The organism is Microbacterium sp. Root180, assembly GCF_001428485.1.
Classification (GTDB): domain Bacteria; phylum Actinomycetota; class Actinomycetes; order Actinomycetales; family Microbacteriaceae; genus Microbacterium.
Genome location: NZ_LMHS01000002.1, coordinates 306,224 through 333,017, shown reverse-complemented (window position 1 = coordinate 333,017; position 26,794 = coordinate 306,224). Strand labels below are relative to the sequence as shown.

Annotated in this window: 25 protein-coding genes; all 25 read right to left on the bottom strand. The window is 70.0% G+C overall.

The features are described 5' to 3' along the window. Position 1: 1 nt before the first annotated feature. On the bottom strand, positions 2 to 1,195 hold the full coding sequence (gene metK, locus ASD93_RS05865) for a methionine adenosyltransferase (RefSeq protein ID WP_056120055.1): 1,194 nt from the start codon (positions 1,193 to 1,195) through the stop codon (positions 2 to 4). 87 nt (positions 1,196 to 1,282) lie between these two features. Then, on the bottom strand, positions 1,283 to 1,537 hold the full coding sequence (gene rpoZ, locus ASD93_RS05860; RefSeq protein WP_056120052.1) for a DNA-directed RNA polymerase subunit omega: 255 nt from the start codon (positions 1,535 to 1,537) through the stop codon (positions 1,283 to 1,285). A 91-nt stretch (positions 1,538 to 1,628) separates the two neighbouring features. Further along, complete coding sequence (gmk, locus tag ASD93_RS05855; RefSeq protein ID WP_056120050.1) at positions 1,629 to 2,525, bottom strand: guanylate kinase; 897 nt, start codon at positions 2,523 to 2,525, stop codon at positions 1,629 to 1,631. Then, a complete protein-coding gene (pyrF, locus tag ASD93_RS05850; RefSeq protein ID WP_056120046.1) occupies positions 2,518 to 3,375 on the bottom strand; it encodes an orotidine-5'-phosphate decarboxylase in 858 nt (285 codons plus the stop codon). The genes gmk and pyrF overlap by 8 nt, the downstream gene beginning before the upstream one ends. Further along, a complete protein-coding gene (gene carB, locus ASD93_RS05845; RefSeq protein ID WP_056120043.1) occupies positions 3,372 to 6,659 on the bottom strand; it encodes a carbamoyl-phosphate synthase large subunit in 3,288 nt (1,095 codons plus the stop codon). The genes pyrF and carB overlap by 4 nt, the downstream gene beginning before the upstream one ends. Then, the gene (gene carA, locus ASD93_RS05840) at positions 6,652 to 7,806 is read right to left on the bottom strand and encodes a glutamine-hydrolyzing carbamoyl-phosphate synthase small subunit (protein WP_056120041.1); all 1,155 of its coding nucleotides are present in this window, start codon (positions 7,804 to 7,806) and stop codon (positions 6,652 to 6,654) included. The genes carB and carA overlap by 8 nt, the downstream gene beginning before the upstream one ends. After that, the gene (locus ASD93_RS05835; RefSeq protein WP_056120038.1) at positions 7,803 to 8,312 is read right to left on the bottom strand and encodes a hypothetical protein; all 510 of its coding nucleotides are present in this window, start codon (positions 8,310 to 8,312) and stop codon (positions 7,803 to 7,805) included. The genes carA and ASD93_RS05835 overlap by 4 nt, the downstream gene beginning before the upstream one ends. After that, positions 8,309 to 9,619 carry a dihydroorotase gene (locus ASD93_RS05830; protein ID WP_056120034.1) on the bottom strand — a complete coding sequence of 437 codons (1,311 nt, stop codon included), beginning with the start codon at positions 9,617 to 9,619 and terminating at the stop codon, positions 8,309 to 8,311. The genes ASD93_RS05835 and ASD93_RS05830 overlap by 4 nt, the downstream gene beginning before the upstream one ends. Then, a complete protein-coding gene (locus ASD93_RS05825) occupies positions 9,616 to 10,593 on the bottom strand; it encodes an aspartate carbamoyltransferase catalytic subunit (protein WP_056120032.1) in 978 nt (325 codons plus the stop codon). The genes ASD93_RS05830 and ASD93_RS05825 overlap by 4 nt, the downstream gene beginning before the upstream one ends. After that, entirely contained in the window at positions 10,590 to 11,120 is a 531-nt protein-coding gene (pyrR, locus tag ASD93_RS05820) for a bifunctional pyr operon transcriptional regulator/uracil phosphoribosyltransferase PyrR (RefSeq protein WP_056120029.1), read from the bottom strand. The genes ASD93_RS05825 and pyrR overlap by 4 nt, the downstream gene beginning before the upstream one ends. A gap of 144 nt (positions 11,121 to 11,264) precedes the next feature. Then, the gene (locus ASD93_RS05815) at positions 11,265 to 12,821 is read right to left on the bottom strand and encodes a Rieske 2Fe-2S domain-containing protein (RefSeq protein ID WP_056120026.1); all 1,557 of its coding nucleotides are present in this window, start codon (positions 12,819 to 12,821) and stop codon (positions 11,265 to 11,267) included. 111 nt (positions 12,822 to 12,932) lie between these two features. After that, the gene (gene nusB, locus ASD93_RS05810; protein ID WP_056120021.1) at positions 12,933 to 13,343 is read right to left on the bottom strand and encodes a transcription antitermination factor NusB; all 411 of its coding nucleotides are present in this window, start codon (positions 13,341 to 13,343) and stop codon (positions 12,933 to 12,935) included. A gap of 3 nt (positions 13,344 to 13,346) precedes the next feature. Then, positions 13,347 to 13,907 carry an elongation factor P gene (gene efp / locus ASD93_RS05805; protein ID WP_056120017.1) on the bottom strand — a complete coding sequence of 187 codons (561 nt, stop codon included), beginning with the start codon at positions 13,905 to 13,907 and terminating at the stop codon, positions 13,347 to 13,349. A gap of 97 nt (positions 13,908 to 14,004) precedes the next feature. Next, a complete protein-coding gene (locus ASD93_RS05800) occupies positions 14,005 to 14,463 on the bottom strand; it encodes a type II 3-dehydroquinate dehydratase (RefSeq protein WP_056120015.1) in 459 nt (152 codons plus the stop codon). A 12-nt stretch (positions 14,464 to 14,475) separates the two neighbouring features. After that, positions 14,476 to 15,762, bottom strand: coding sequence for an ion channel protein (locus ASD93_RS05795; RefSeq protein WP_056120011.1), 1,287 nt, complete (start codon positions 15,760 to 15,762; stop codon positions 14,476 to 14,478). Positions 15,763 to 15,856: 94 nt separating this feature from the next. After that, positions 15,857 to 16,933 carry a 3-dehydroquinate synthase gene (aroB, locus tag ASD93_RS05790; protein WP_056120007.1) on the bottom strand — a complete coding sequence of 359 codons (1,077 nt, stop codon included), beginning with the start codon at positions 16,931 to 16,933 and terminating at the stop codon, positions 15,857 to 15,859. After that, positions 16,930 to 17,460, bottom strand: coding sequence for a shikimate kinase (locus tag ASD93_RS05785; RefSeq protein WP_056120003.1), 531 nt, complete (start codon positions 17,458 to 17,460; stop codon positions 16,930 to 16,932). The genes aroB and ASD93_RS05785 overlap by 4 nt, the downstream gene beginning before the upstream one ends. Further along, complete coding sequence (gene aroC, locus ASD93_RS05780) at positions 17,444 to 18,673, bottom strand: chorismate synthase (RefSeq protein WP_056120002.1); 1,230 nt, start codon at positions 18,671 to 18,673, stop codon at positions 17,444 to 17,446. Before aroC ends, ASD93_RS05785 begins: the two co-directional genes overlap by 17 nt. Before the next feature lie 35 nt (positions 18,674 to 18,708). After that, entirely contained in the window at positions 18,709 to 19,590 is an 882-nt protein-coding gene (locus ASD93_RS05775) for a shikimate dehydrogenase (protein WP_056119999.1), read from the bottom strand. Continuing rightward, on the bottom strand, positions 19,548 to 21,020 hold the full coding sequence (gene mltG / locus ASD93_RS05770; protein ID WP_056119998.1) for an endolytic transglycosylase MltG: 1,473 nt from the start codon (positions 21,018 to 21,020) through the stop codon (positions 19,548 to 19,550). Before mltG ends, ASD93_RS05775 begins: the two co-directional genes overlap by 43 nt. Before the next feature lies 1 nt (position 21,021). Beyond that, entirely contained in the window at positions 21,022 to 21,489 is a 468-nt protein-coding gene (ruvX, locus tag ASD93_RS05765; RefSeq protein WP_056119995.1) for a Holliday junction resolvase RuvX, read from the bottom strand. Continuing rightward, positions 21,486 to 24,143 carry an alanine--tRNA ligase gene (gene alaS / locus ASD93_RS05760; protein ID WP_056119991.1) on the bottom strand — a complete coding sequence of 886 codons (2,658 nt, stop codon included), beginning with the start codon at positions 24,141 to 24,143 and terminating at the stop codon, positions 21,486 to 21,488. The genes ruvX and alaS overlap by 4 nt, the downstream gene beginning before the upstream one ends. A gap of 61 nt (positions 24,144 to 24,204) precedes the next feature. After that, positions 24,205 to 24,489 carry a hypothetical protein gene (locus ASD93_RS05755; RefSeq protein ID WP_056119990.1) on the bottom strand — a complete coding sequence of 95 codons (285 nt, stop codon included), beginning with the start codon at positions 24,487 to 24,489 and terminating at the stop codon, positions 24,205 to 24,207. 108 nt (positions 24,490 to 24,597) lie between these two features. After that, positions 24,598 to 25,227 carry a 30S ribosomal protein S4 gene (gene rpsD / locus ASD93_RS05750; RefSeq protein ID WP_056119987.1) on the bottom strand — a complete coding sequence of 210 codons (630 nt, stop codon included), beginning with the start codon at positions 25,225 to 25,227 and terminating at the stop codon, positions 24,598 to 24,600. A 192-nt stretch (positions 25,228 to 25,419) separates the two neighbouring features. Further along, positions 25,420 to 26,694: a replication-associated recombination protein A gene (locus ASD93_RS05745; protein WP_056120911.1), complete on the bottom strand. Its 1,275-nt coding sequence runs from the start codon at positions 26,692 to 26,694 to the stop codon at positions 25,420 to 25,422. Positions 26,695 to 26,794 lie beyond the last annotated feature (100 nt).

Sequence of the window (26,794 nt, the reverse complement as noted above, 5' to 3'; positions counted from 1 at the left end):
GTCAGAGCCCGGCGGCGGCGCGCAGGTCGTCGGCGCGGTCGGTGCGCTCCCACGTGAACTCGGGGAGCTCGCGGCCGAAGTGACCGTACGCGGCGGTCTTGGCGTAGATCGGGCGCAGCAGGTCGAGCTGGTCGATGATCGCCTTGGGCCGCAGATCGAAGACCTCGAGGATCGCTCGTGTGATCGCCTCTTCGGAGACGCGCCCCGTGCCGAACGTCTCGACGTACAGGCCGACGGGCTTCGCCTTGCCGATGGCGTACGCCACCTGCACCTCGAGGCGCTCGGCGAGCCCGGCCGCGACCGCGTTCTTGGCGACCCAGCGCATGGCGTAGGCCGCCGAGCGGTCGACCTTCGACGGGTCCTTGCCGCTGAACGCGCCACCGCCGTGACGCGAGGCGCCGCCGTAGGTGTCGATGATGATCTTTCGCCCCGTCAGCCCGGCGTCGCCCTTGGGGCCGCCCGTGACGAACGGGCCCGCGGGATTGATGTAGTACTTCACGTCCGGGAGTTCGAGGCCGGTCGACTCGAGCACCGGGTCGATGACCTCGGCGCGCACGGCCGCGCGCAGCGCCTTCTGGGAGATGTCGGGCTGGTGCTGGGTGGAGAGCACGACGGACTCGACGGTGCGGGGCGTGGATCCGTCGTAGCCGAGCGTCACCTGCGTCTTGCCGTCCGGACGGAGGAACGGGAGCTCGCCCGACCGGCGCACCTCGGCGAGGCGCTCCGCGATGCGGTGCGCCGTCCATGCCGCCATCGGCATGAGCTGCGGCGTCTCGGTGGTCGCGTAGCCGAACATGATGCCCTGGTCACCGGCACCCTGGAGGTCGGTCGGGTCCTCGGACCCGTCCTCCCGGCGTTCGAACGCCTTGTCGACGCCCGCCGCGATGTCGGACGACTGCGCGCCGATCGACACGCTGACACCGCAGGAGTCGCCGTCGAAGCCCGTCTCGCTCGAGGTGTAGCCGATGCGGTTCACCACCGAGCGGACGATCGCGGGGATCTCGACGTACGCGGACGTCGACACCTCGCCCGCGACGTGCACGAGCCCGGTCGTGACCAGGGTCTCGACGGCCACCCGGCCGCGCGGGTCTTCGGCGAGGATCGCGTCGAGGATGCTGTCGGAGATCTGGTCGCAGATCTTGTCGGGGTGCCCCTCGGTGACGGATTCGGACGTGAACAGACGCAGTTCGGTCATCGATGCTCCAGGTCGGATGAGTGCAGGCACCAGTATGCCCCCGGAGGCGGACAGCGCCGCGCCGGGGGCATCAGAAGGTCACAGAAGTCAGTCGAGCGCGCGCAGACGCAGCTTGTCCTCGTGGATCTCGTGCATCGCGATCGTGAGCGGCTTGTCCTCGACGGTCGAGTCGACGAGCGGGCCCACGTTGTCGAACAGGTTCCCCTCGTGCAGGTCGGAGTAGTAGTCGTTGATCTGACGTGCGCGCTTGGACGCGAAGATCACGAGCTGGTACTTCGAGTCCACCTTCTGGAGAAGGCTGTCGATGGGGGGCTCGATGATGCCCTGATTCGTTCCTGCCATGGGAATCCTCCTGGATCGTATGACGGGTGGAGAGGTCTGAGAGCCGCGGACGTGCCGAGGCATCCCACCATTCTACGTCAGTGGGCGCGATTCAGCGCGCAAGCCGGGCGACCTCGTCGGCGGCGCGCACCACGTCGTCGTTCACGACGCGATAGTCGAACTCGCCCTGCGAGGCGAGTTCGGTCTTGGCCGTGCGCAGGCGCCGGGTCCGCTCCTCGGCGCCCTCCGTGCCGCGACCGACCAGACGGTGGACGAGCTCGTCCCAGCTCGGCGGCAGCAGGAACACCAGCGTCGCCGAGGGATCCGCCGTGCGCACCTGACGCGCGCCCTGAAGATCGATCTCGAGGAGTGCCGTCCGGCCGTCGGCGAGCACGCGCTCGATCGGCGCCCGGGGCGTGCCGTAACGGTAGGCGTTGTGGACGGTGGCGTGCTCGAGCAGCTCCCCCGCCTCGACCATCCGGTCGAACTCCGCGTCGTCGACGAAGAAGTAGTGCTCGCCGTCGACTTCACCGGGGCGCGGCGCGCGCGTCGTCGCGGAGACCGAGAGGTGGATCTCGGGGTGATGCTCCTTGATGTGCGCGGCGACGGTGCCCTTCCCGACGGCGGTGGGGCCGGCGAGCACGACGAGCCGACTGCGTCCGCCGCGCGGCTCGATCTCGGGCCAGCGCCCGTCGAGGAACCGGCGCAGCTGCGTTCGCTGGCGCGAGCCCAGGCCGCCGAGTCGCTTCACCGGCGAGATCTCGAGATCCTTCAGGATGCGGTCGCGCTTGCCTTCGCCGATCGCCGGGATGCTCGTGAGGAACTCCGTCACGCGCATGGCGCCGGCGGGCGACGCGGGCTCGGCCAGGGCGCGCCGCAGCAGCTCCTGCGGGGTGATGACCCGCATCGACACGTCCTTCTTGAGCGCCGCCCTCTCGCGGCGCGCGGCGACGGCCCGGCGGGATGCGGCGACCCGGTCGACCTCGGGCGGGGTGCGCGACTCAGCCACGGGGGCCTCCGTACAGCGCGGCACGCTCCTCGATGCGCCGCGCCAGCGCGGCAGGGCCGGCCGAGAGGATGCTGCGGCTCTCGCTCGCGATGACGTTCGCGGCCAGCGCGCCGAAGAGCGCGTCGAGCTGCGCCGGTTCGGCACCCTGCGCACCGAAGCCGGGAGCGAGGATGGGCGCACCGCGGAGTGCCTCGTCGGTCAGGCCGATCGCGGCGCGATCGACCGTCGCTCCGACGACCAGGCCGACCGGCCCGAGGCCGCCACCGAACGCGGCCGAGCCATTGACCCACGCGATGTCCCGGGCGACGCGCTCCGCGACGGTCTGGCCGTCGCTCGCGGCGACATCCACGACCTGGGCGCTCTGGAGCGCGAAGGCCTCGGGATTGCTGGTCGCGGCGAGCACGAACGCGCCCTTGCCATGGCGGATCGCCGTCGTGAGGGTCGCCCGCAGCGAGTCGGGGCCGAGGTACGGGCTCAGCGTGACCGCATCGGCCTCGAGCGGCGAGCCGACTTCGAGCCACGCGGCGGCGTACCCGTCCATCGTCGTGCCGATGTCGCCGCGCTTCGCGTCGGCGATCACCACGAGACCGGCGTCGCGCGCGGCGGCGAGCACATCCTCGAGCGCCGCGAAGCCGGCCGAGCCGTAGCGTTCGAAGAACGCGACCTGCGGCTTGACGACGCCGACGCGTCCCGCCGCCGCCTCGACCACGCGCAGGCCGAACTCCCTCGCGGCGCGGGCGGAGGCATCCATCCCCCACTCCTCCAGGAGCGTCACGTGCGGGTCGATTCCGACGCACAGCGGGCCGTGAGTCGCCAGGGCCGTCGCGACCCGTTCGCCGAAGGAGCTCACGCGCGCACCGCCCGATCTGCCGCGTATTCCTGCAGGCTCTTCACAGCGAATCCCTCTCGCAGCACGGGAAGCGCGCTCACCGCGGCGCCGAGAACGGCCATGGTCGTGAACAGCGCCTTGTCACCGGCGACGGCCGCCGCACGGATCTCGTAGCCGTCCGCACGGGCACTCCCGCCCGAGGGCGTGTTCACGACGATGTCGATCTCGCCCGCGTTGATCAGGTCGACGATGTTGGTCGCTCCCGACTCCTGGGTCTCGGAGTACTTGTTCACCACGCGCACGGCGATGCCGTTGCGGGCGAGGATCTCGGCCGTGCCCTCCGTCGCGACGAGGTCGAATCCGAGCTCCTGCAGGCGATGCGCGGGAAGGATCACCGCGCGCTTGTCGCTGTCGGCCACCGAGATGAAGACGGTGCCCTCGAGCGGCATGCCGCCGTAGGCCGCTTCCTGCGACTTGGCGAACGCCGTCGGGAAGTCGCGGTCGATGCCCATGACCTCGCCGGTCGAGCGCATCTCCGGGCCGAGCACCGAGTCCACGGTCTGGCCGTCGGCGGTGCGGAAGCGCTTGAACGGCAGCACGGCCTCCTTGACGGCGACCGGCGCGTCCAGAGGCACACGCGAGCCGTCCTGCACGGGCAGCATCCCCTCGGCCTTGAGTTCGGCGATGCTCGAGCCGGCCATCACGCGCGACGCCGCCTTCGCGAGCGGGATGCCCAGCGCCTTCGACACGAACGGCACCGTGCGGCTCGCACGGGGATTCGCCTCGATCACGTAGAGCACACCCGCCGAGATGGCGAACTGCACGTTGAGCAGTCCACGCACGCCGACCCCCTGGGCGATGGCGTGCGTCGCCACGCGGACGCGGTCGATGTCGGTGCGCCCGAGGCTCACCGGCGGCAGCGTGCACGACGAATCGCCGGAGTGGATGCCCGCCTCCTCGAGGTGCTCCATGACCCCGCCGATGTACAGCTCGTCGCCGTCGAACAGCGCGTCGACGTCGATCTCGATCGCATCGTCGAGGAAGCGGTCGACCAGCAGCGGCATGCCGGGTCCGATGATGGCCTGGTCGGCGATCCGCACGAAATAGTCGTACAGGGCCTCCGTGGAGTAGACGATCTCCATGCCGCGCCCGCCGAGGACGAAACTCGGGCGCACGAGCACCGGATAGCCGATCTCCTCGGCCACCGCGACCGCGCCGTCGGCGTCGATCGCGGTGCCGCTGCGCGGCGCCACGAGTCCGGCCTCGTCGAGGAGGCGCGAGAAGAGCTCGCGCTCCTCGGCGAGGTCGATCGCCGCGGGCTGCGTGCCGAGGATCGGGTAGCCGGCCTCCTCGATGCCCTTCGCGAGCCCGAGGGGGGTCTGGCCCCCCAGTTGGCAGATGACGCCGAGGATCTCGCCCGACTGAGCCTCGGCGTGGAGCACCTCGAGCACGTCCTCGAGCGTCAGCGGCTCGAAGTACAGGCGGTCGGACGTGTCGTAGTCGGTCGAGACCGTCTCGGGATTGCAGTTGACCATGACCGTCTCGTAGCCGACGGCCGCCAGTGCGAACGACGCGTGCACGCACGAGTAGTCGAACTCGACGCCCTGGCCGATCCGGTTCGGACCCGACCCGATGATGACCACCTTCGTCCGCTCGGACGGCGTCACCTCGGTCTCGAGGTCGTAGCTCGAGTAGTGGTACGGAGTGAGGGCCGGGAACTCCCCCGCGCACGTGTCCACCGTCTTGTAGACGGGCCGCAGGCCCAGTGCGTGACGGATGCCGCGCGCCTCCGTCTCCGAGATACCCCGCAGCTGCGCGATCTGGGCGTCGCTGAAGCCGTGCTCCTTCGCGATGCGCAGGGTCGCGGCATCCAGCTCCTCCGCCTTCGCCACGAACTCGGCGACCTCGTTGATGAGCACGATCTGGTCCAGGAACCACGGGTCGATCTTGGTGGCCTCGAAGGCATCCTCGACCGAGGCCCCCCGGCGCAGGGCCTGCTGCAGCACCACGATGCGACCGTCGGTCGGCTTCTTCGCGATCTCGAGCAGCTCCGCCGCCGAGCGCTCCTCGGCGCCCCAGTGGAAGCTGGAGCCGCGCTTCTCGAGCGAGCGCAGCGCCTTCTGCAGCGCCGTCGCGTAGTTGCGTCCGATCGCCATGGCCTCGCCGACCGACTTCATGGTCGTCGTGAGGGTCGTGTCGGCGGCCGGGAACTTCTCGAAGTTGAAGCGCGGAACCTTGACGACGACGTAGTCCAGGGTCGGCTCGAAGCTGGCCGGCGTCACCTTCGTGATGTCGTTCGGGATCTCGTCGAGGCGGTAGCCGATCGCGAGCTTCGCGGCGATCTTGGCGATCGGGAAGCCGGTGGCCTTGGAGGCGAGGGCCGACGAGCGCGAGACGCGCGGGTTCATCTCGATGACGATGATGCGGCCCGTCGCGGGGTCGACCGCGAACTGGATGTTGCAGCCGCCCGTGTCCACGCCCACGGCGCGGATGATGTCGATGCCGATGTCGCGGAGCTTCTGGTACTCGCGGTCGGTGAGTGTCAGCGCGGGGGCGACCGTGATCGAGTCGCCGGTGTGCACGCCGACGGGATCGACGTTCTCGATCGAGCAGACGACGACCGTGTTGTCGGCGGTGTCGCGCATGAGCTCGAGCTCGTACTCCTTCCACCCGAGGATCGACTCCTCGAGGAGCACCTCGTTCGTGGGCGAGTCGTGCAGTCCGGCGCCGCCGATGCGGCGGAGGTCGGTCTCGTCGTATGCGAAGCCCGAGCCGAGGCCTCCCATCGTGAACGACGGTCGCACGACGAGCGGGTAGCCCAGCTGCGCGGCGCCGGCGATCAGCTCGTCCATCGAGTGGCAGATGACGGATGCCGCGACATCCGCCCCCGCGTCGAGGACGAGCTGCTTGAAGATCTGCCGGTCCTCGCCCTTGTTGATGGCCTCGAAATCGGCGCCGATCAGCTCGACGTCGTACTTCTCGAGGATGCCGAGCTGGTGCAGCGCGATCGCGGCGTTCAGGGCGGTCTGCCCGCCCAGGGTGGGCAGGATCGCGTCTGGCTTCTCCTTCGCGATGATCGACTCGATGACCGCGGGCGTGATCGGCTCGATGTAGGTCGCGTCCGCGAAGTCGGGGTCGGTCATGATCGTGGCCGGGTTCGAGTTGACCAGGATGACGCGCACGCCCTCCTCGCGCAGGACCCGGCAGGCCTGGGTGCCCGAGTAGTCGAACTCGCACGCCTGGCCGATGACGATCGGCCCGGAGCCGATGACGAGGACCGAGTTGATGTCGTCGCGCTTAGGCATTCTTTTCCTTCAGGGTCGCGACGACGAGGTCGCGGAAGCGATCGAAGAGGTAGTTGGCGTCGTGCGGGCCGGCGGCCGCCTCGGGGTGGTACTGCACCGAGAAGGCGGGGATGTCGAGCGCACGCAGACCCTCGACGACCTGGTCGTTGAGACCGACGTGGCTCACCTCGATGCGTCCGTAGCCGTGGGGACTGTCGAACTCGCCCTCGATGGGCGCGTCGACCGCGAAGCCGTGGTTGTGCGCCGTGATCTCGACTCGGCCGGTCTCCTTGTCGAGGACCGGCTGATTGATCCCGCGGTGGCCGAAGGGCAGCTTGTAGGTTCCAAGGCCGAGGGCGCGGCCGAGTAGCTGGTTGCCGAAGCAGATGCCGAAGAACGGCAGTCCGTCGTCGAGCACACTGCGGAGCAGATCGACGTGGTCGCCCGACGCGGCGGGATCACCCGGGCCGTTCGAGTAGAAGACGGCGACCGGATCGATCGCGCGGATCTCCTCGATCGTGACGTCCTGCGGGAGGACGTGGACCTCGAAGCCTCGGGCGGCGAGATTGTCGACGGTCGCCTGCTTGACGCCGAGGTCGAGCACCGCGAGGTTCCCGATCCGCTCCCCCGTGGCCGCGGTGACCTCGGCGGCGGAGACCGAGACCTGCGCGGACAGGTTCTGACCCGCCATCTGCGGGGCCTCGCGCACCAGGCGCAGCTGCTCGTCCGCGTCGACGGCTGCGGCTTCACCCGAGAAGATTCCGCCGCGCATGCTGCCGGCCGAGCGGATGTGCCGCGTGACCGCGCGCGTGTCGATCCCGCTGATGCCCACGACGCCGTCGTTCACGAGCGCGTCGTCGAGCGACTCGTCGGCACGCCAGTTCGACACGACGCGGGAGGGGTCGCGCACGATGTAGCCCGACACCCAGATGCGGCGCGACTCGGGGTCCTCGCCGTTCATGCCGGTGTTGCCGATGTGCGGCGCGGTCTGCAGCACGATCTGGCCGGCGTAGGAGGGGTCGGTCAGCGTCTCCTGGTAGCCGGTCATGCCGGTGGAGAACACCACCTCGCCCAGCGTCGTGCCCTCGGCGCCGTAGGCGCGGCCGACGTGGCGTGTGCCGTCCTCGAGGACGAGCACGGCGGGAGCGGTCTGGAACAGGGAGGTCATGCGTCGGTTCCCGTCTGACTGGGGAGGAGGATGCCGCTCACCGCGTCGGCGAGAGCGCGAGCCGAGGCATCCTGCGGGCGGAAGTAGGAGTCGACGACGCTGCCGTCGTCGGTGCGCCACGACAGGCGCGTGAGCCCGTCGCGTTCGACCACTCGATCGATCGCGACCGTGGATTGGGCCACGTCGAGGATGCGGGCGACGTCGACGAAGACGCGCGGCTGGCCGGTCAGATCGATCGCGACGCCGGCGTCGGTCACCGTGACGTCCGCGCGCGAACGGAAGGCGAGGCCTTTCACCGCCAAGCGCTCGAGCGGCTCGCCGTGACGAGTGGTCGCGACGTACAGCGACGCGAACACGGCGAGAACGGCGGCACCGTCGGGCGCCTCGGCCACGGGCGCGACGAAGGCGCTGTCGCGGCGTGCGCGTCGACGCCACGCCCAGACGCCGAGCACGACGAGCGCCAGCGCGGCGATCACCGTGACGATCAGCGCACCCTCGCGCGTCATGCGCGCGCCCCCGGTGCGTCCAGCAGCGCGCCCTCGGCGACGGTCGTGGTGCCGTGATGGAGGGTCCAGCGCACCTCGCCGGGCAGCTCGCGGCCGAGATAGGGCGAGTTCACGCTGCGTCCGCGGAGGTCGCCGGTCGTGAAGGCGCGCACCGGTGACGGGTCGTAGAAGGTCAGCGACGCCGGGTGCCCGGCCGTCAGCGGAGTGCCGTGGTCGGCGAGACGCCCGATGCGTGCGGGTTCGCGCGACATGACGCGGGCGACGTCGGCCCAGGTGAGCAGGCCGGTGTCGACCATCGCCTGCTGCACGACGCGCAGCGCACTCTCCAGGCCGACCATCCCGTTGGCGGCGGCGTGCCACTCGCACGCCTTGGCCTCGGTGGGATGCGGCGCGTGGTCGGTCGCGACGATGTCGATGGTGCCGTCGGCGAGTCCCTCGCGCACGGCGAGCACGTCCTCTTCGCGACGCAGCGGCGGATTCACCTTGTATCGGGCGTCGTAGTCGCGCACGAGCTCGTCGGTGAGCAGCAGATGGTGCGGGGTGACCTCGGCGGTGACGTTCACTCCGCGACGCTTCGCCCACCGGATGATCTCGACCGATCCCGCCGTCGACAGATGGCAGACGTGCAGGCGGGATCCGACGTGCTCGGCGAGCAGCACGTCGCGCGCGATGATCGACTCCTCGGCGACCGCGGGCCATCCGGCGAGGCCGAGTTCGGCCGAGACGGCCCCCTCGTTCATCTGCGCGCCCTCGGTGAGGCGCGGGTCCTGCGCATGCTGCGCGATGACGCCGTCGAACGCCTTCACGTATTCGAGCGCGCGGCGCATGATCAGCGGGTCCCATACGCAGAATCCGTCGTCGCTGAAGACGCGCACGCGGGCGCGCGAGTCCGCCATCGCGCCGAGCTCGGCGAGGCGCTCGCCCTTCTGCCCGACGGTGACCGCCCCGATCGGCTGCACGGTGACGAAGCCGGCAGCCTCCCCCAAGGCGAGCTCCTGCTCGACGACGCCGGCGGTGTCGGCGACAGGCGAGGTGTTCGGCATCGCGAAGACGGCGGTGTAGCCGCCGGCCGCAGCCGCCCGCGATCCGCTGAGAATGGTCTCGGATGCCTCGTACCCGGGCTCACGGAGGTGCGTGTGCAGGTCGACCAGACCGGGAAGGGCGACGAGCCCGGCCGCGTCGACCACCGTCGCCCCCGCGCGGCTCAGGCCGGAGCCGACCTCGGAGATGATCCCGTCCTCGACGAGGATGTCGGAGGAGCCGGAGCCTTCGATCAGCGCTCCGCGGAAGAGAAGGGCCTCGGTCATCGGGTGGTCTCCTTCTCTCGGGTGTCTTCGCTGTGCTCCGCGCCCGCCAGGAGCAGGTAGAGCGCGGCCATGCGCACCGAGACGCCGTTCGCCACCTGCTCGAGGACGGTCGAGCGAGGCGAGTCCGCGGCCTCTGCGGAGATCTCGAGGCCCCGGTTCATGGGACCGGGGTGCATGACAATGCTATCCGCACCGAGCGCGCGCAGACGTCGCGCGTCGAGGCCCCACCGCCGGGAATACTCCCGTTCAGTGGGGAAATACGCCGCATTCATGCGCTCCAGCTGGATCCGCAGCATCATGAGGGCGTCAGGACCGCCGGCGATGGCCTCGTCGAGGTCGTAGACGACGCGAGCCGGCCAGGCCGAGACATCCTGCGGCACCAGGGTGGGCGGCGCGACCAGGGTGACGTCCGCGCCGAGGGTGGCGAGGAGCCACACGTTGGACCGCGCGACGCGCGAGTGCAGGATGTCGCCGACGATCGTGACCTTCACACCCGCGAGATCGCGTCCGCGGCTGTCGGCGCCGTGGCGGCGCTTGCGGATGGTGAAGGCGTCCAGGAGCGCCTGGGTGGGGTGCTCGTGCGTCCCGTCCCCCGCGTTGACGACGCCGGCGGTGATCCACCCGCTCGTGGCGAGGGTGCGCGGAGCGCCGGAGGCCCCGTGGCGGATGACGACGGCATCCGCGCCCATCGCCTGCAGGGTCTGCGCGGTGTCCTGGAGGGACTCGCCCTTCGAGACGCTCGAGCCCTTCGCCGAGAAGTTGATGACGTCGGCGGAGAGTCGCTTGGCCGCAGCCTCGAATGAGATGCGCGTGCGCGTGGAGTCCTCGAAGAAGAGGTTGACGACGGTCTTGCCGCGCAGCGTGGGCAGTTTCTTGACCTCGCGCTGCTGCGTGTCGGCCATGTCCTCGGCGACGTCGAGGATGCGCAGCGCGTCCTCGCGGGAGAGGTGCTTCGTATCGAGCAGGTGCCTCATGACTCGATCGTCACCTCCTCGCGCCCGTCGGTCTCGGCGAGGCGCACGTTCACGCGCTCGTCACGCGAGCTCGGCAGGTTCTTGCCCACGAAGTCCGGCCTGATCGGCAGCTCGCGATGCCCGCGGTCCACGAGGGTCGCCAGCCGAACGGCCGTCGGGCGCCCGATGTCCTGCAGCGCGTCGAGGGCGGCACGGATGCTGCGACCCGAGAAGAGGACGTCATCGACGAGGACGACGACCCGGCCGTCGATGCCGCCCGCCGGGATCTGCGTCGGCTGCGGCGCACGCGTGGGATTGCGGTGCAGGTCGTCGCGGTACATCGTCACGTCGAGCGCGCCGACGGGGACCGGCGCGCCGCCGAACTCCTCGACGAGCGCGGCGATGCGGTGCGCCAGCGTGACGCCTCGAGTGGGGATGCCGAGGAGGACCAGGTCCTGAGGGCCCTTGTTGGACTCGAGGATCTCGTGGGAGATCCGAGTCAGGGCTCGGGCGATGTCGGCCTCGTGCAGCACGGTTCGCGTGCTCATCCGCCGCTCCCTTCTCCGCCTCACGGGACGGGGTTAAAGGTTGCTGTGGTTCTCCGCGATCCTATCAGCGCAATGGCGGCGTCGTCGGCTCGGATGACGCAGATCCGCACCTCGCTCGCGCCGAGGGGCGCTGAGTGAGCCGCGTCAGGCGGCGGGCGCGTCCGCTTCGACCAGGTTCGCGCGGATCGGATGGCCCTGGCTGGTGAGGCACTTGCCGCTGGCGAGGTCCCACTTCCAGTCGTGCAGCGAGCAGGTGAGCACGCCGTCCTCGATCTTGCCGGTCTTGGTGAGGTCCGCACGCAGGTGCGGGCAGCGCCGTTGCACCATCCAGTCGCCGAGCTGCGCGTCCTCCGTCTGGTCGGTCTGCTCGGAGTACCAGTTCTCGACGTACTCGATCCGATCGCGCGAGAGGCATTTGAGGAAGGTCGTCAGGAACTCGTTGAACTTGCCGCTGCGTCCGACCTCGAACTGCATCGAGAGGAAGATCGAGTTCGACCAGTCGATCTCGTGATCGGCGATGTTGGTAGAGACGAGGTCCGCGGGGATCGTGTACCAGTAGATGCACTCCTCGCCCGCGTACTCGCGGACCTTGGCCTTGGGGAAGTCCACGACCATGTCGAGTTCGCCGATGCGGAACCGCACGGCTCCGCCGACGCCGTTGCGGATCGTGCGCGCGCGTCGCAGCAGGGGCTCCCACCACTCCTGGATCGCCGCCAGCATCTCGGCGGGCGGGAGGACGGGCGCGCGGGATGCCTCTTCCGCTGCGATCTCGTCCTGGCGCGTGTCGCGCTGTTCGGCGAGATACGACCACTTGTCATCGAAGATGCGGTCGATCTCGGCATCCGTGTACAGGGTCTGCGTGACCGAGATCTCTCCCCCGCTGAGCTCCACGACGGTGCCGGGGACGAACTCGTAGCCCTTCTGCTCAGGACGCAGCTCTGCCATGTGCGCCAGGAACTGCCGCTGATCGGTGAAGATCGCGTCGCCGTCGAGTCCGTAGCCGTTGTACTTGAACAGCTCCTCGCGCAGGAACATCGGCGGGCCTGCCATCGGGAAGACGTGCGGGGCGTCGACCTTCTCGATGTAGTACATCGCGCGCTTGTTCTGGGCGTCGCGCTTGAGCTTCGCGAAGTTCTGCTTGGCATCCTGGGGCAGGTCGTAGACCATGGGCCACCAGATCGCCCCCGAGACCTGAGTGAAGTACGCCTCGGGCTTCGAGAAGCCGAGGAGCTTCTCGAGATCGAGCGGGTGGGAGTCGTTCTGGTTGAGGATGCTGGCAGTGCCGTCGTCGACACTGAGCGAGGAGTCTCCGATCGGCCCGTCGCTCGGGGCGCGCAGCGGCGTCACCATGAGCTTCAGGTCGCCGAACTCGAGCGGGACCCCGGCCTGCGTGTAGATGATGTTCTCGTAGCCGAGCCTCCGAAGATCCTGCTCGAGCTCGTCGGTCGGATAGTCCGGCAGCAGGACCTTGATGTCCTTCGGCACATGGCGGTTCATGAGCGCCGGGTCGAAGTGATCGCGGTGGCGGTGCGAGACGTAGAGGAAGTCGGCGTTGCCGTAGGTGGCCCAGTCGAGAGCACGGTTGTCGGGGAACGGGAACCATGACCCGAAGAACGTCGGTCCGATGACGGGGTCGCAGAGAATGCTTCCCCCCGCCGTCTCGATGAACATTCCGGCGTGACCGAGGCCCGTGATGCGCATGCTCGCTCCTTCCTCGACAAGTCTACGAGAGGGGTTCGGCACGGCCGAGGACGACCGGGCCGTGGAAAAGCAGATGCACCGCGCACGGGGGCGCGGTGCATCTGGACAGCGTCAGGACGAGCGCGCGATCCGCGCGAGCACGCCGTGGACGAAGGATCCGGAATCGTCGGTCGAGAACTCCTTGGCGAGCTCGACCGCCTCGTCGATCGCCACCGCGGTGGGGACCTCGTCGTTGTAGAGGATCTCCCAGACGCCGATGCGCAGCACGGCGCGGTCGACGGCGGGCATGCGCGCGAGCGACCAGTCCTTCGCGAACGTCGTGATCTGCTCGTCGATCGCATCGCGATTGTCGATGACACCGTCGACGATCTCGCGGGCGTAGAGCCACGACGCCTCGCGCGCCGGCTCATTGGCCGCGCGCTTGGCCTCGACGGCCAGCATCGCCGGAAGGTCCTCCCCCCGCACGTCGGCCTGGAAGAGGATGTCGAGGGCGCGCTTGCGCGCCTTGCTCCGAGCGCTCAACGGTCAGTTGACGCGGCCGAGGTAGTCGCCCGTGCGCGTGTCGACCTTGACCTTGGTGCCGGTCTCGAGGAACAGCGGGACCTGGATCTCGTAGCCCGTCTCGACGGTCGCGGACTTCGTGCCGGCCGACGACCGATCGCCCTGCAGACCGGGCTCGGTGTACGTGATCTCGAGGACGACGGATGCCGGGAGCTCGATGTACAGCGGGTTGCCGTTGTTCAGCGCGATCTGCACCTGCTGGTTCTCGAGCAGGAAGTTCGACGCGTCGCCGACCGTGGCGGCGCCGACGGTGAGCTGGTCGTAGTCGGCGACATCCATGAAGACGTAGCCGTCGCCGTCGTTGTACAGGTACGTGAAGTCGCGGCGGTCGACGTTCTCGGTCTCGATCTTCGCCCCGGCGTTGAAGGTCTTGTCGACGACCTTGCCCGACAGGATGTTCTTGAGCTTGGTGCGGACGAAGGCACCGCCCTTGCCCGGCTTGACGTGCTGGAACTCCACGACGCTCCAGAGCTGCCCGTCGATGTTGAGGACGACGCCGTTCTTGATGTCTGCGGTCGATGCCATGGGGAAGGAGATTCCGTTTCGTGAGGGAGATGGGCCGATCGGGGCCCGACAGTGCATTCTACGGGATGCCGCGCCGCGGCCCCGAAGCAGGTGGCGCTCAGCCGTCCGACTGGCCGGTGATCGCGGCGATCAGCCGATCCACCGCGGTGGCGTAGCCGGCCACGCCCTCGCCGGTCACGTGCACGAGCGCGACGTCGGCGACGTAGGAGTGATGGCGGAAGGGCTCCCGCGCGCGCACGTCCGAGATGTGCACCTCGGCGACCGGGAGTGCGACACCCGACAGCGCATCGCGGAGCACCACCGACGTGTGGCTCAGGCCGCCGGGGTTGATCACGATTCCGGCGCAGTCCTCGCGGGCCGCATGGATCGCGTCGAGGAGGACGCCCTCGTGGTTGCTCTGCACGGCGCGGATCTCGAATCCCCGCGCCGCGGCGGCGGCACGTGCGAGATCCTCCACGTCGGCCAGCGTCGCCGTGCCGTAGATCTCGGGCTCGCGTGCACCGAGCAGGTTCAGGTTCGGGCCGTTGACGAGGAGCAGGCGGCGGGGAACGGTCACGCCGCCACGCTATCAGCGCGCCTCAGCCGGTTCGGGCTCGATGGCCGGCGGGATGATCTGGAACGCGGGCATGCGTGACACGAGCAGCCACGCGGGCAGCACGATGATGCACAGCATCGGCAGCAGCGTGATGTCGTTGGGAATGGCGACGCCGAGGAAGATGGCGAGCCAGCCGTCGCGCGCGACCACCACGATGACGCCGACGATGCCGCAGGCGACCGCGAGTCCGAGCGGGAGACCGGGGATCAGCACGTGGCCGAGCATCCCGAGCGCCACGCCGATGAACGTCGCGGGGAAGATGCGCCCACCGCGGAAGAGGGCACTCGCCGCCACGAGGAGCGCGAGGATCTTGATGCCCGCGATCACCGCGAGCTGGGACGCGTCGTAGGCGCCGGGGTCCTGCAGCAGCTCGCCGATCTGAGTGAGGCCCTTGAACATCGTGATCGGCCCGCCGATGAAACCCAGGATGCCGAGGATGAATCCGCCCACGAGCGGGATGAGGATCGGACTCCTGAGAGCGTGCAGGGCGCGCCAGAAGACCGGGAAGAGGAAGAGCGCGATGAGGCTGAGCCCCGTGGCCGCGCACGCCACGACGATCCCCCAGAGCAGGTCGATGGCCTGCGGGCTGCCGTACGCGGGAAGATCGAAGGCGAGCGGCGGGGCGCCCAGCAGATGCATCGTCACGGCACCCGCGCCGGCCGCCGCCACCGGGAGGAACAGCTTGTCCCACAGCGACCCCCCGCCCTTGACCGCGGCGACGATGCCGGTGAACAGGAGTGCCGCGGCGACGGGCGTGCCGAACAGTGCGCCGACGGTCGCCGCCCCGCCGATCAGGACCGCCATCTGGGCCGGCACCTTCGGGAGCAGACGTGCGAACAGTGCGACGATGATCGCGATGTTGATCGCGATGATCGGGTTCTCGGGGCCGAGGCTGACGCCGCCGGCGAGGCTGAACACGGTGACGACGGCGAGCCCCGGGAGGACCCGGAGCTTGAGCGGGGGCGAGATGAGCTCGGTCGTCGCCGAGTCCGGGCCGCCGTGTCCGGGCAGGAAGCGCAGGCCGAGGCCGACGGCCAGCCCGGTGAGGGTCAGGATCAGGATGATCCACCAGCCGTCGGGGTCGACGCCGAGGGCGCCGGGGAGGGTCGTCCACAGCACGCCGCTCAGCAGATCGGCCAACTGTTCGAGGCTCCACAGCAGCAGGGCGGCGAATGCGCCGAGCACGATCGCCGGGATCGCGAGGATCAGAAGCTGACGCGGCGTCACGCCGCCGTCCGTCGTGGTCGGCGCCAAGCTCATAGCGGCCTCCTCAGATGGGATCCGGTCCGCAGCCGGACCTTCGCTCTCATCCTGCCCGAGCGCTCGTCGCTCGCGGTGGGTGATTTCGCCGGCGCTAGCCCGCGACCTCCTGGTACGCCGCGAACAGCAGCGATTCGTCCGGTGCCTGCAGCACGGTGGGCTTGGCGATGTCGTCGAGGACGATGAAGCGCAGCATGCCGCCGCGGCTCTTCTTGTCGCGCTGCATCGTCGCGAGCAGCTGCGGCCACGCTCCGGCGCGATAGGTGGTCGGCAGCCCGAGGAGGTTCAGGATGTCGCGGTGGCGCTGGGCGGCGGCATCCGGCAGTCGTCCGGCGAGCCGGGACAGCTCGGCCGCGAAGACCATGCCGACCGAGACGGCCGCGCCATGGCGCCAGCGGTAGCGCTCGGCGTGTTCGATCGCGTGACCGAGCGTGTGGCCGTAGTTGAGGATCTCGCGCAGGCCCGCCTCGCGAAGGTCCTCGCCGACGACGCGCGCCTTCATGTCGATCGCGAGCTCGATCGTGCGGCGGAAGGCGTCGCTGCGTGGGTCCGTCGCCGTCTCGGGGTCGGCCTCGACCAGTTCGAGGATCTCGGGCGCCCAGATGAACCCCGCCTTCACGACCTCGGCGTATCCGGCGACGCGTTCGTTGCGCGAGAGCGAGTCGAGCAGGTCGAGGTCGCACAGCACGGCGGTCGGCGTCCAGAACGCCCCGACGAGGTTCTTCCCCTCCGCGGTGTTGACGCCCGTCTTCCCGCCCACGGCGGCGTCCACCATGCCGAGGACGGTCGTCGGCACCTGCACGACGGCGACGCCGCGCAGCCACGTCGCCGCGACGAATCCGGCGAGATCCGTGACAGCCCCGCCGCCGAAGCCCACGACGGCGTCCGTGCGCGTGAAGTCGGCCTTGCCCATGACCTGCCAGCAGAACGCCGCGACTTCGATGCGCTTGCCGGCCTCGGCGTCGGGGATCTCGGCGAGCAGCACCTCCCGGTCGCCCGTCAGCGCCTCCCGCAGGCGCTCGGCCTGCTCGGCGAGGGTGGGCGGGTGGATCACGAGCACCTTGCGCGCGCCGGCCGGCAGCGCTTCGCCGAGGCGGGCCAGGATGCCGCGCCCCACCGTGATCGGGTAGCTCGCGTCGCCGCTCACCGTGATCGTCGTCGTGTCGGTCATGCCTCTCCCTGGTCGTCATCGCCGCGCGTCCAGGCGACGATGCGGTCCACCACGTTCTGCAGCGGACCGTTGGAGGTGTCGAACGAGATGTCCGCCAGGCGCTCGTAGGTCGGTCGGCGCTGCTCGAAGATCGTCGTCCAGCGGGCGAGCGCGTCGTCGTCGCCCTGGAGCAGCGGCCGACTGGTGCCCCGTACGCGGATCGCGACGACGCGCGGCGCGACCGTCAGCAGCACCACACGGTGGCGTGCGAGGTCGGCCTGCGTGGCGGCGTCGAGCACCGCGCCGCCGCCGAGCGAGACGACGCCTCCGGTCGCCAGCCCTTCGGTCACCGCTGCGCGCTCGAGCGCGCGGAAGTACGTCTCCCCGTGGTCGGCGAAAAGCTGATCGATGGGGCCGTGCTCCCGCGAGATCGCCGCGTCGGTGTCGAAGAACGGCACCTCGAGCGCTCGCGCGACGCGTTTGCCGACGCTCGTCTTGCCGGCCCCCATCGGGCCGATCATGACGATCGCTTTAGAGTCCGAGGTCATGCTCGGCCAGCGCGGCGTCGCTCTCGGATGCCGTGCGCAGCGCCGCCGGGATCGCCGCGAGGTAGCCGTCGAGGTTGCGGCGCGTCTCGGCGACGCTGTCGCCGCCGAACTTCTCGAGCACCACCTCGGCGAGCACGATCGCGACCATCGCCTCGGCGACGACGCCTGCCGCGGGGACGGCGCACACATCGGACCGCTGGTGATGCGCGGAGGCGGTGTCGCCGGTTGCGACGTCGATCGTGCGCAGCGCCTTCGGGACGGTGGCGATGGGCTTCATCCCCGCGCGGACGCGGAGCACCGTGCCGGTGGACATGCCGCCCTCGGTGCCTCCCGCCCGATCGCTGGAGCGCGTGATGCCGTCGCCGGTGGCATGCAGCTCGTCGTGCGCCGCGGAGCCGCGGCGCGTCGTCGTGAGGAACCCGTCGCCCACTTCCACGCCCTTGATCGCCTGAATGCTCATGAGCGCCTGTGCCAGCTTGCCGTCGAGGCGGCGATCCCAGTGCACGTGCGAGCCCAGCCCCGGCGGGAGGCCGAACGCGAGCACCTCGACGATGCCGCCGAGGGTGTCGCCGTCCTTGCGCGCGTCGTCGACTTCGGCCACCATGCGCGCGCTCGTGGCGGCGTCGAAGCACCGCAGCGGATCGGCGTCCAGCGCGTCGACGTCGTCGGGCGTGGGCAGCGCAGCATCCTCCGGCACACGGACCGGGCCGATTGAAAGAGTGTGACTGACCAGTCGGATGCCGAGCTCGGCCAGGAACGAACGCGAGATCGCACCGAGCGCGACGCGCGCCGCCGTCTCGCGCGCGCTGGCGCGCTCGAGGATCGGGCGGGCTTCGTCGAAGTCGTACTTCTGCATGCCGACGAGATCCGCGTGGCCGGGGCGCGGGCGGGTGAGGGCTGCGCCGCGACCACGGGATTTCTCGGTCAGCTCGACCGGCTCCGGGCTCATCACCTCGGTCCACTTGGGCCACTCCGTGTTGCCGATGCGCAGGGCGATCGGGCTTCCGAGGGTGAGGCCGTGGCGCACGCCGGCGGAGATGGTGAGCTCGTCCTCTTCGAACTTCATGCGCGAGCCGCGCCCGTACCCGAGCTTGCGGCGCTCGAGATCGGCCTGGATGGCGGCGCGCGAGACCGGGACGCCCGCAGGCAGCCCTTCCATGACGGCGACGAGTTCGGGGCCGTGCGATTCGCCGGCCGTGAGCACGCGGAGCATTGGTCTAGTCTCCCATGCGCGGGCCGGGGGTTACGTCAGGCGTCGGACTCCAGCGCACGACGCATGGCCGCGAGCACCGCCGGCTCGTCGGGCAGCGCGTCCGCGACACCGCCGGTCGTGAATGCACGCACCTGCAGCACGGCCTGGTGCAGCAGCATCCCGAGCCCCGACGTGCTCCGACCGCCCGCGTGATCCCACGCCGCGGACAGGGTCGTCGGCCCGTGCCCGTACACGACGTCGAGCAGGAACCCGCCGTCCGCCGCGAGGGCGGCGGCCACGGCATCCGGGATGCGCGCATCGCCCGGCAGGGTCGCGATCGTGACCGCAACGGCACGGAACGTGCCGGCATCGAACGACGTCGCGCTGACAGCGATCCCCAGTGCCGCGCCGAGCGCCGTCAACGGCTCCACCGCCTCGGGCCGCCGTGCGACGACGTCGACCTCGGACACGCCCAGCTCCGACAGCGCGACGAGAGCCGACGTCGCCGTCGCACCCGCCCCGACGATGCGGGCCCGTGGTGGGTCGACGACGCCCTCCTCAGCCAGCGCGCGGACGATCCCGCCGACGTCGGTGTTAAAGCCCCGCGGTCCGTCGGCGCCCAGAACCAGGGTGTTCACCGCGCCGGTGAGCTCGGCACGGCGGTCGAGCGCACGCGCGGCCGCGTGGGCCACGCCCTTGAGCGGCATGGTGAGCGACAGACCGCGCCAGCTCGCGTCGAGTGACGCGAGCGCCTCGGGGAAACGGATGACGTCGACGCGGCGCCGCTCGTAGGTCCAGTCCAGCCCGAGCACGGCGTAGGCGGCCGCGTGCAGCTGCGGCGACCGGCTGTGAGCAATCGGATCGCCCCACACGGCGAGCCGTGTGCCTGCGGGGATCAGCACCCGGCGTCCGGATTCGCCGAGCACCACTCCTGCCATTGCGCGACCGCTGCATTGTGGTCGGCGAGATTCGTCGTGAACACCGTCTCGCCCGTGTTGAGGTTCACCGTCACGAAGTACAGCCACGGGCCGTCGGCGGGGTTCATGGCGGCATCGATCGCCACGTCGCCCGGGTTCGAGATCGGTCCGACGGGCAGGCCCGTGTTCACGTAGGTGTTCCAGGGATTGTCGTCCTCGAGGGCCTCCTGGGACGAGCTGGCCGTACCGTCGTGCATCTCGCCGTATCCGTACTGCGCCGTCGAGTCCATCTGCAGGAGGCCGAATGTCTCCTGGTTGGCCGGGTCGAGGCGGTTCTGGATGACGCGCGAGACCTTCTGCATGTCGGCCTCGAAGCGGGCCTCCCGCTGGATGATCGACGCGACGGTCAGGATCTCCTGGCGCTGGTCCTCGGGCACGCCCGCCGCGTCGAGCGACTGGACCGTGCGGTCCACGAGCGTCTGGATCACTCCCTGCGCCGTCACGTCCGGATCGAACGTGTACGTCGCGGGGAACAGCCACCCTTCGAGCGAGTCGGCGCCGACACCGTAGACGGACGGGTCGGCGACCGCCGCCTGGAACTCCTCGAGCGGGATGCCGGTGGCTTCGGCCAGCAGCGGGAGGGACTGCTCGACGGTGAGACCCTCGCGCAGCTGCGCGGTGTTCTCCATCTTGTTCGCGGGATCGAGGAGCGCTTCCAGCGCCGCCGCTGACGTCATCTGCTTCTGCAGCTTGAACACGCCCGGTACGAACGGCGGGTTCTCACCCGTCTCGATCAAGTAGTCGTAGAAGGCGTCGGGAGTCTTCGTCACCCCGGCGTCGTAGAGGCTCTGCGAGATCGGCGCGCCCGTGTCGCCGGAGGCGATGGTGACATACGCCTCGCCGTTGGCCATGCCCGCTTCGTAGTCCTTCGGCTCCTCCCAGCCCATGACCTCGCGGATCTTGTCCTCGTAGGTGTTCCAGACATAGGCCACGCCCACGCCGACACCGCCGATGATGAGGAGCACGATGCCGAGGGCGATCCATCCGCCCCTGCGTCGCTTGCGCTTGTCCTTCGGCGGCGGCGGCGCACCGACTTCGTCGGTCGAGGTGGCCCCGGTGAACAGGTCCTGCAGGGTGGCGGTACGGGCGCCGCTGTCGGGCAGCACCTCCGTGGCCCCGCTCTCCGGCGTCGGACGGGTCCTGCTGTAGGCCGGCGCGGCGGCGGGCCCGGTCGCGAAGAGCCAGGCATCGTCGTCCGCCCCCGCATCGATCGTGCGGGACGCCGGAACCTGCGGCTGTGCGATGGGGCCGGATTCGTCGAGAGCGGGATCGGGGCCGCGCGATACCTCGAGGCCGGGCGTCTCGCCGGTCGCCTGCCGTGCCGCCGCCTCGCGCGCCTCGCGTCGCGAGAGCGGCGCTGCGGACGTGTCATCCATCGGGGAATCGGGCATGTCAGGCGGGCTCCTGGGGGACGGGGGTTCCGGGTGGTCGGCCAGTGCTCTTCTCGACATCGAGGGCTTGCTGGAGCAGCACCACCGCGGCGACCTGGTCAACAATGCTACGAGAAGAACGCTGTGATCTGCCCGAATCGCGCAAAGCCGCGTGTGCGGAGACGGTCGACAGACGCTCGTCGACCAGCCGGACGGGGATACCGGATGCCGCGGCCAGCGCCGCCGCGAACTCCCGCGCATCGACCGTCGACGCCGTGTCCTCGCCGCGGAGGTTCAGCGGCAGCCCGACCAGGAGCTCGAAGACCGAGTACTCCTCGACCAGTGCGACGAGGCGGGCGACGGCGGCCTCGTTGCGGGGGACGGTCTCCACCGGCGTGGCGAGCAGCCCGTCCGGGTCGCAGCGGGCGACGCCGACCCGTGCGCGGCCGACGTCGATGCCGAGCCGCACCCCCCGACGGAACTCGCTCACGCGCCGAGAGCGTCCTCGATCGCCGCCAGCGCGGACGGCAGCGCTGCGGCATCCGTTCCGCCACCCTGCGCGACGTCGTCGCGGCCGCCTCCGCCGCCGCCGAGCACGGCTGCGGCGGCCTTGGCGAGCACGCCGGCCTTGGCTCCCGTGGCGCGGGCGGCCTCGTTCGTCGCGACGATGACGACCGGACGGCCGTTCACCTCGGCGCCGAGCGCGACGACGGCCGCCTGCGCTCCGAGGCGCTCGCGCACCTGCAAGGCCAGCGCGCGCACGTCGTCGGCCGAGCCTGCGGCCCCCAGCGACTGGGCGACCACCAGTTGCGCGCCCACGCGCTTCGCCGCGTCGGCGAGAGCCGGCACCCGGTCACCGAGCGCCTTCGTCTCGAACGCGGCGATCTTCTTCTCAGCGGCCTTCAGGCTCGCGGTCAGTTCGGCGATCCGGGCGGGCAGCTGGTCGCGCGGGGTCTTGAGGCTCGACGTGAGCTGGGACACGATCGCGCGCTCCGCCGCGAGCGAACGGAAGGCGTCGAGGCCGACGAGGGCCTCGACGCGGCGGTTGGACGCGCCGACCGAGGACTCCCCCACAAGGTTGATGAGGCCGATCTCGGCGCTCGTGCTCACATGGGTGCCCGCGCACAGCTCGCGCGACCACGGGCCGCCGATGTCGACCATGCGCACGGTGTCGCCGTACTTCTCGCCGAACAGCGCCATGGCGCCGAGCGACTTGGCCTCGTCGAGTGCCATCACCCGGGTGGTGACCTCGAGGTTGTCGCGCACGGCGTTGTTGGCGATCTCCTCGATCTCGCTCTTCGTCGCGTCGGACAGCGACTGCCCCCACGTGAAGTCGAAGCGCATGTAACCGGCCCGGTTGAGCGAGCCCGCCTGCGTCGCGGTCTTGCCGAGCGTGTCGCGCAGGGCGGCGTGCACGAGGTGGGTCGCGGAGTGCGCCTGACGGGCGGCGCGGCGGTTCGCGGCATCCACGATGGTCGTCGCGGGCTGACCGACACCGACCTCTCCCGTCCTCACCTCGACGGTGTGGCTGATCAGTCCGGCGACCGGCTTCTGGACGTCGATGACCTCGAGCTCGTAGCCCGGGCCGACGATGATGCCCTTGTCGGCGACCTGACCACCCGACTCGGCGTAGAGCGCCGTCTCGGCGAGGACGACCTCCGCGATCTGCCCGGCGGAGGCGCGGTCGACCGAGAGCCCGTCCACGAGGATCCCGAGCACGGAGGACTCGGTCTCGAGGTCGGTGTACCCCGTGAACACGGTCTCGCCCACCGCGCGGAAGTCGCGGTAGACACTCGTGTCGGCGAGCTGGCGCTTGCGCGACCGGGCGTCGGCCTTCGCGCGAGCACGCTGCTCCTGCATGAGGGTGTCGAACGCCGCGCGGTCGACGGTGAGCCCGGCCTCCTCGGCGATCTCGAGCGTGAGGTCGATCGGGAACCCGTACGTGTCGTGCAGCAGGAAGGCCTCGGAACCCGCGATGGTGCTGCCGCCGTCCGCCTTCGTCTGCACGAGCGAGTCTTCGAGGATCGACTCTCCCGCCGCGAGCGTGCGCAAGAACGTCGCCTCTTCGGCGAGGGCGTACTGCGAGAGGCGGGCGTAGTCGGCATCGACCTCGGGGTACGCGTCCTTCATCGCATCGCGCGAAGCGGCGAACAGGTCGGCGAACGTCGGTCCGTCGACTCCGAGGAGCCGCATCGACCGGATCGCGCGGCGCATCAGGCGGCGCAGGATGTAGCCGCGGCCGTCGTTGGAGGGCGTGACGCCGTCGGACATGAGCATCAGCGACGAACGCACGTGATCGGCGACCACGCGGAAGCGCACGTCGTCCTCGTGGTCCGCCCCGTAGGTGCGACCGGACAGGGCGACGGCGCGGTCGAGCACCGGGCGCACCTGATCGGTCTCGTACATGTTGTCGACGCCCTGCTTGATGAACGCGATGCGCTCGAGGCCCATGCCGGTGTCGATGTTCTTGGCGGGGAGCTCCCCGACGATGTCGAAGTCGTACTTCGACTGCACGTTGGTGATCTCGTACTGCATGAACACGAGGTTCCAGATCTCGACGTAGCGGTCGTCGTCGGTGGCGGGGCCGCCGTCGATCCCGTACTCGGGGCCGCGGTCGAAGAAGATCTCCGAGCACGGGCCGGCCGGACCGGGAAGCCCGGTGCTCCAGTAGTTGGTGTCCTTTCCGAGGCGCTGGATCCGCTCCTCGGGAAGATCAGTGAGCTGAAGCCAGAGGTCGTGTGCCTCGTCGTCTTCCTCGTAGACGGTGACCCACAGATCCTTCGGATCGAAAGCGAGCCCGCCGTCGGCCTCGGCAGAGGTCAGGAGATCCCACGCGAAGCGGATCGCCCCCTCCTTGAAGTAGTCGCCGAAGGACCAGTTGCCGAGCATCTGGAAGAACGTGCCGTGGCGAGGGGTCTTGCCGACCTCTTCGATGTCGTTGGTGCGGATGCACTTCTGGTTGTCGGCGGCGCGCCGGTACGGCGCGGGGACGTCGCCCGAGAGATACGGGATGAACGGCACCATGCCGGCGACGGTGAACAGCAGTGCCGGGTCGTCGGTCACCAGGGAGGCGGACGGGACGATCGTGTGACCGTTCTTCTCGAAGTAGTCGAGGAAGCGCTGCGCGATCTCGGCGGTCTTCATTCGGGGTCCTCGCAAAATGGCGCGGTCCACTCCCCCGGGTCCGGGGCCGAGCGGCCGCTGGTCAGTCGGTGAGCTTCTTCGCCGCGTCTGCGGCGGAGTCGACGGCATCGGATGCTGCGGCGCGGGCGTTCTCGACGGCGTCGGCGGCGGCACCCTTCACGTCGTCGACCAAGCCCGACATGCGGGCCTCCTGCTCGCGATACGCGTCGCCGATGCGATCGGTGAACTCCGTGATGCGGCCGTCCACCTCCGCGAGGATCTCGTGCCCCCGCGGATCCTTGTTCATGAAATGTGCGACGACGAACCCGCCGGCGATGCCGACCAGGAACCACAGCAGGCTCTTCATGTCACCACTTCCTCGCGGTGCCGCCGGATGCGGCATCTCTCCATCGTAGGCGGAAACGACGAAGGGCGTCGGGAGACCCCGACGCCCTTCACACGAAACGATTCGCGATCAGCGAGCCGCGTAGTACTCGACCACGAGCTGCACATCGCCGACCACGGGGACCTCGGCGCGCTTGGGGCGACGCACGAGGCGCGCCTGCAGCTTGTCGAGCTCGACCTCGAGGTAGGCCGGAACCGGGGGCAGGACGTCGGCGTGACCGCCGGCGGCTGCGACCTGGAAGGGCTCGGTGCCCTCGCTCTTGGCCTTGACGTGGATGAGCTGACCCGGCTTCACGCGGAAGGACGGGCGGTCGACGAGCTGGCCGTCGACGAGGATGTGACGGTGCACGACGAGCTGACGAGCCTGCGCGGTGGTGCGGGCGAGCCCGGCGCGGAGCACGAGGGCGTCGAGACGCATCTCGAGCAGCTCGACGAGGTTCTCACCGGTCAGGCCCTGGGTGCGACGGGCCTCGTTGAACGTGTTGCGCATCTGCTTCTCGCGGATGCCGTACTGCTCGCGCAGACGCTGCTTCTCGCGGAGACGGACGGCGTAGTCGCTGTCCTGCTTGCGCTTGGTGCGGCCGTGCTCGCCCGGAGCGTAGGGACGCTTCTCGAGGTAGCGGGCGGCCTTCGGGGTGAGGGCCACGCCGAGGGCGCGGGAGAGACGGACCTTGCGGCGGTCCTGGGACTTCGTTGCCACGAAGTGTTCCTTTCGATGACGCGGCCGTGTCGATCACGGCCCGCGGACGTATCCCGGCTCCCACCTGTCGGGACGCACGTCGGGGCGTCCTGAAGGCTGTGAAGGGAGGTGGGGATGCCCGAAAACTGTGTTTCGAGCCGGTCAAGTCTATCAGAACGGGGTGCCCGTCCTGCTCTGGCCGCTCCCCCGGCGTCACCGGCCGTCGAGGATGCGCCGGATCTTCTCGAGGCGGGCCTGCACGTCGCGCTCGGCACCCAGGGCCTTGGGCTCGTAGTAGCGGCGGCCGCGGAGCTCGTCGGGCAGGTACTGCTGTGCAGAGACTCCGACCTCGGAGTCATGCGGGTAGATGTATCCCTTGCCGTGTCCGAGGCGCTTGGCCCCCGGATAGTGAGCGTCGCGAAGGTGGATCGGCACGCGGCCGAAGCCGCCTGCCCGCACGTCGGCGATCGCCGCATCGATCGCGAGGTAGGCGGCATTCGACTTCGCCGTCGTCGCCAGATACGCGGTCGCCTCGGCCAGCGGGATCCGGCCCTCGGGCATGCCGATGAACTGCACGGCGTCGGCCGCCGCCACCGCCAGCGGCAGAGCGTGCGGATCGGCCAGACCGATGTCCTCGGCCGCCGAGATGATCAGGCGCCGCGCGATGAACCGGGGATCCTCGCCCGCCTCGATCATGCGGGCGAGGTAGTGCATCGCGGCGTCGACGTCGGAGCCCCGGATCGACTTGATGAAGGCGCTGATCACGTCGTAGTGCTCGTCGCCCTGCCGGTCGTAGCGCAGCAGTGCACGATCGACCGCTTGCGCGACGTGCTCCGCGCTGATCACCGGCGAGCCGCCGTGGTCCGACGGCTCCGCGAGAGACGCCGCCGCTTCGAGGGCGGTGAGCGCCCGCCGGGCATCCCCCGATGAGAGCCTCACGAGCGCGTCGCGTGCGTCATCGCCGAGCGTGACGGATGCCGCGAGCCCCCGGGCATCGGAGACGGCCCGGTCGACCAGCATCCGCAGATCGTCGTCGGTGAGCGGCTTGAGGGTGAGCAGCAGGGAGCGCGAGAGCAGCGGCGAGATCACCGAGAACGACGGATTCTCGGTGGTGGCGGCGATGAGCACGACCCAGCCGTTCTCGACGCCCGGCAGCAGGGCGTCCTGCTGCGCCTTGGTGAAGCGGTGGATCTCGTCGAGGAAGAGGATCGTGGACTGGTCGTAGAGGTCGCGCTGTGTGAGAGCCTCCTGCATGACCTCCCGCACATCGCGCACGCCGGCGGTGACGGCGGAGAGTTCGACGAACCGCCGACCTGAAGAGCGCGCGATCGCCTGGGCCAGCGTCGTCTTGCCGGTGCCCGGGGGGCCCCACAGGATGACGGACGAGGCGGTGCGCGCGGCATCCGGGTCCGCCAGCGTGACCAGCGGCGACCCCGGCCGCAGGAGATGACCCTGACCGGCGACCTCGTCCAGGGAGGTCGGCCGCATGCGCACGGCGAGCGGCGTCTGCCCCTGGAAGAGTGCGGTCTGCGCGCCCACGCCCCCGGCGGCTCCACGTGGCGCGCCGGCGGCACGCGGAGAGGGTGTG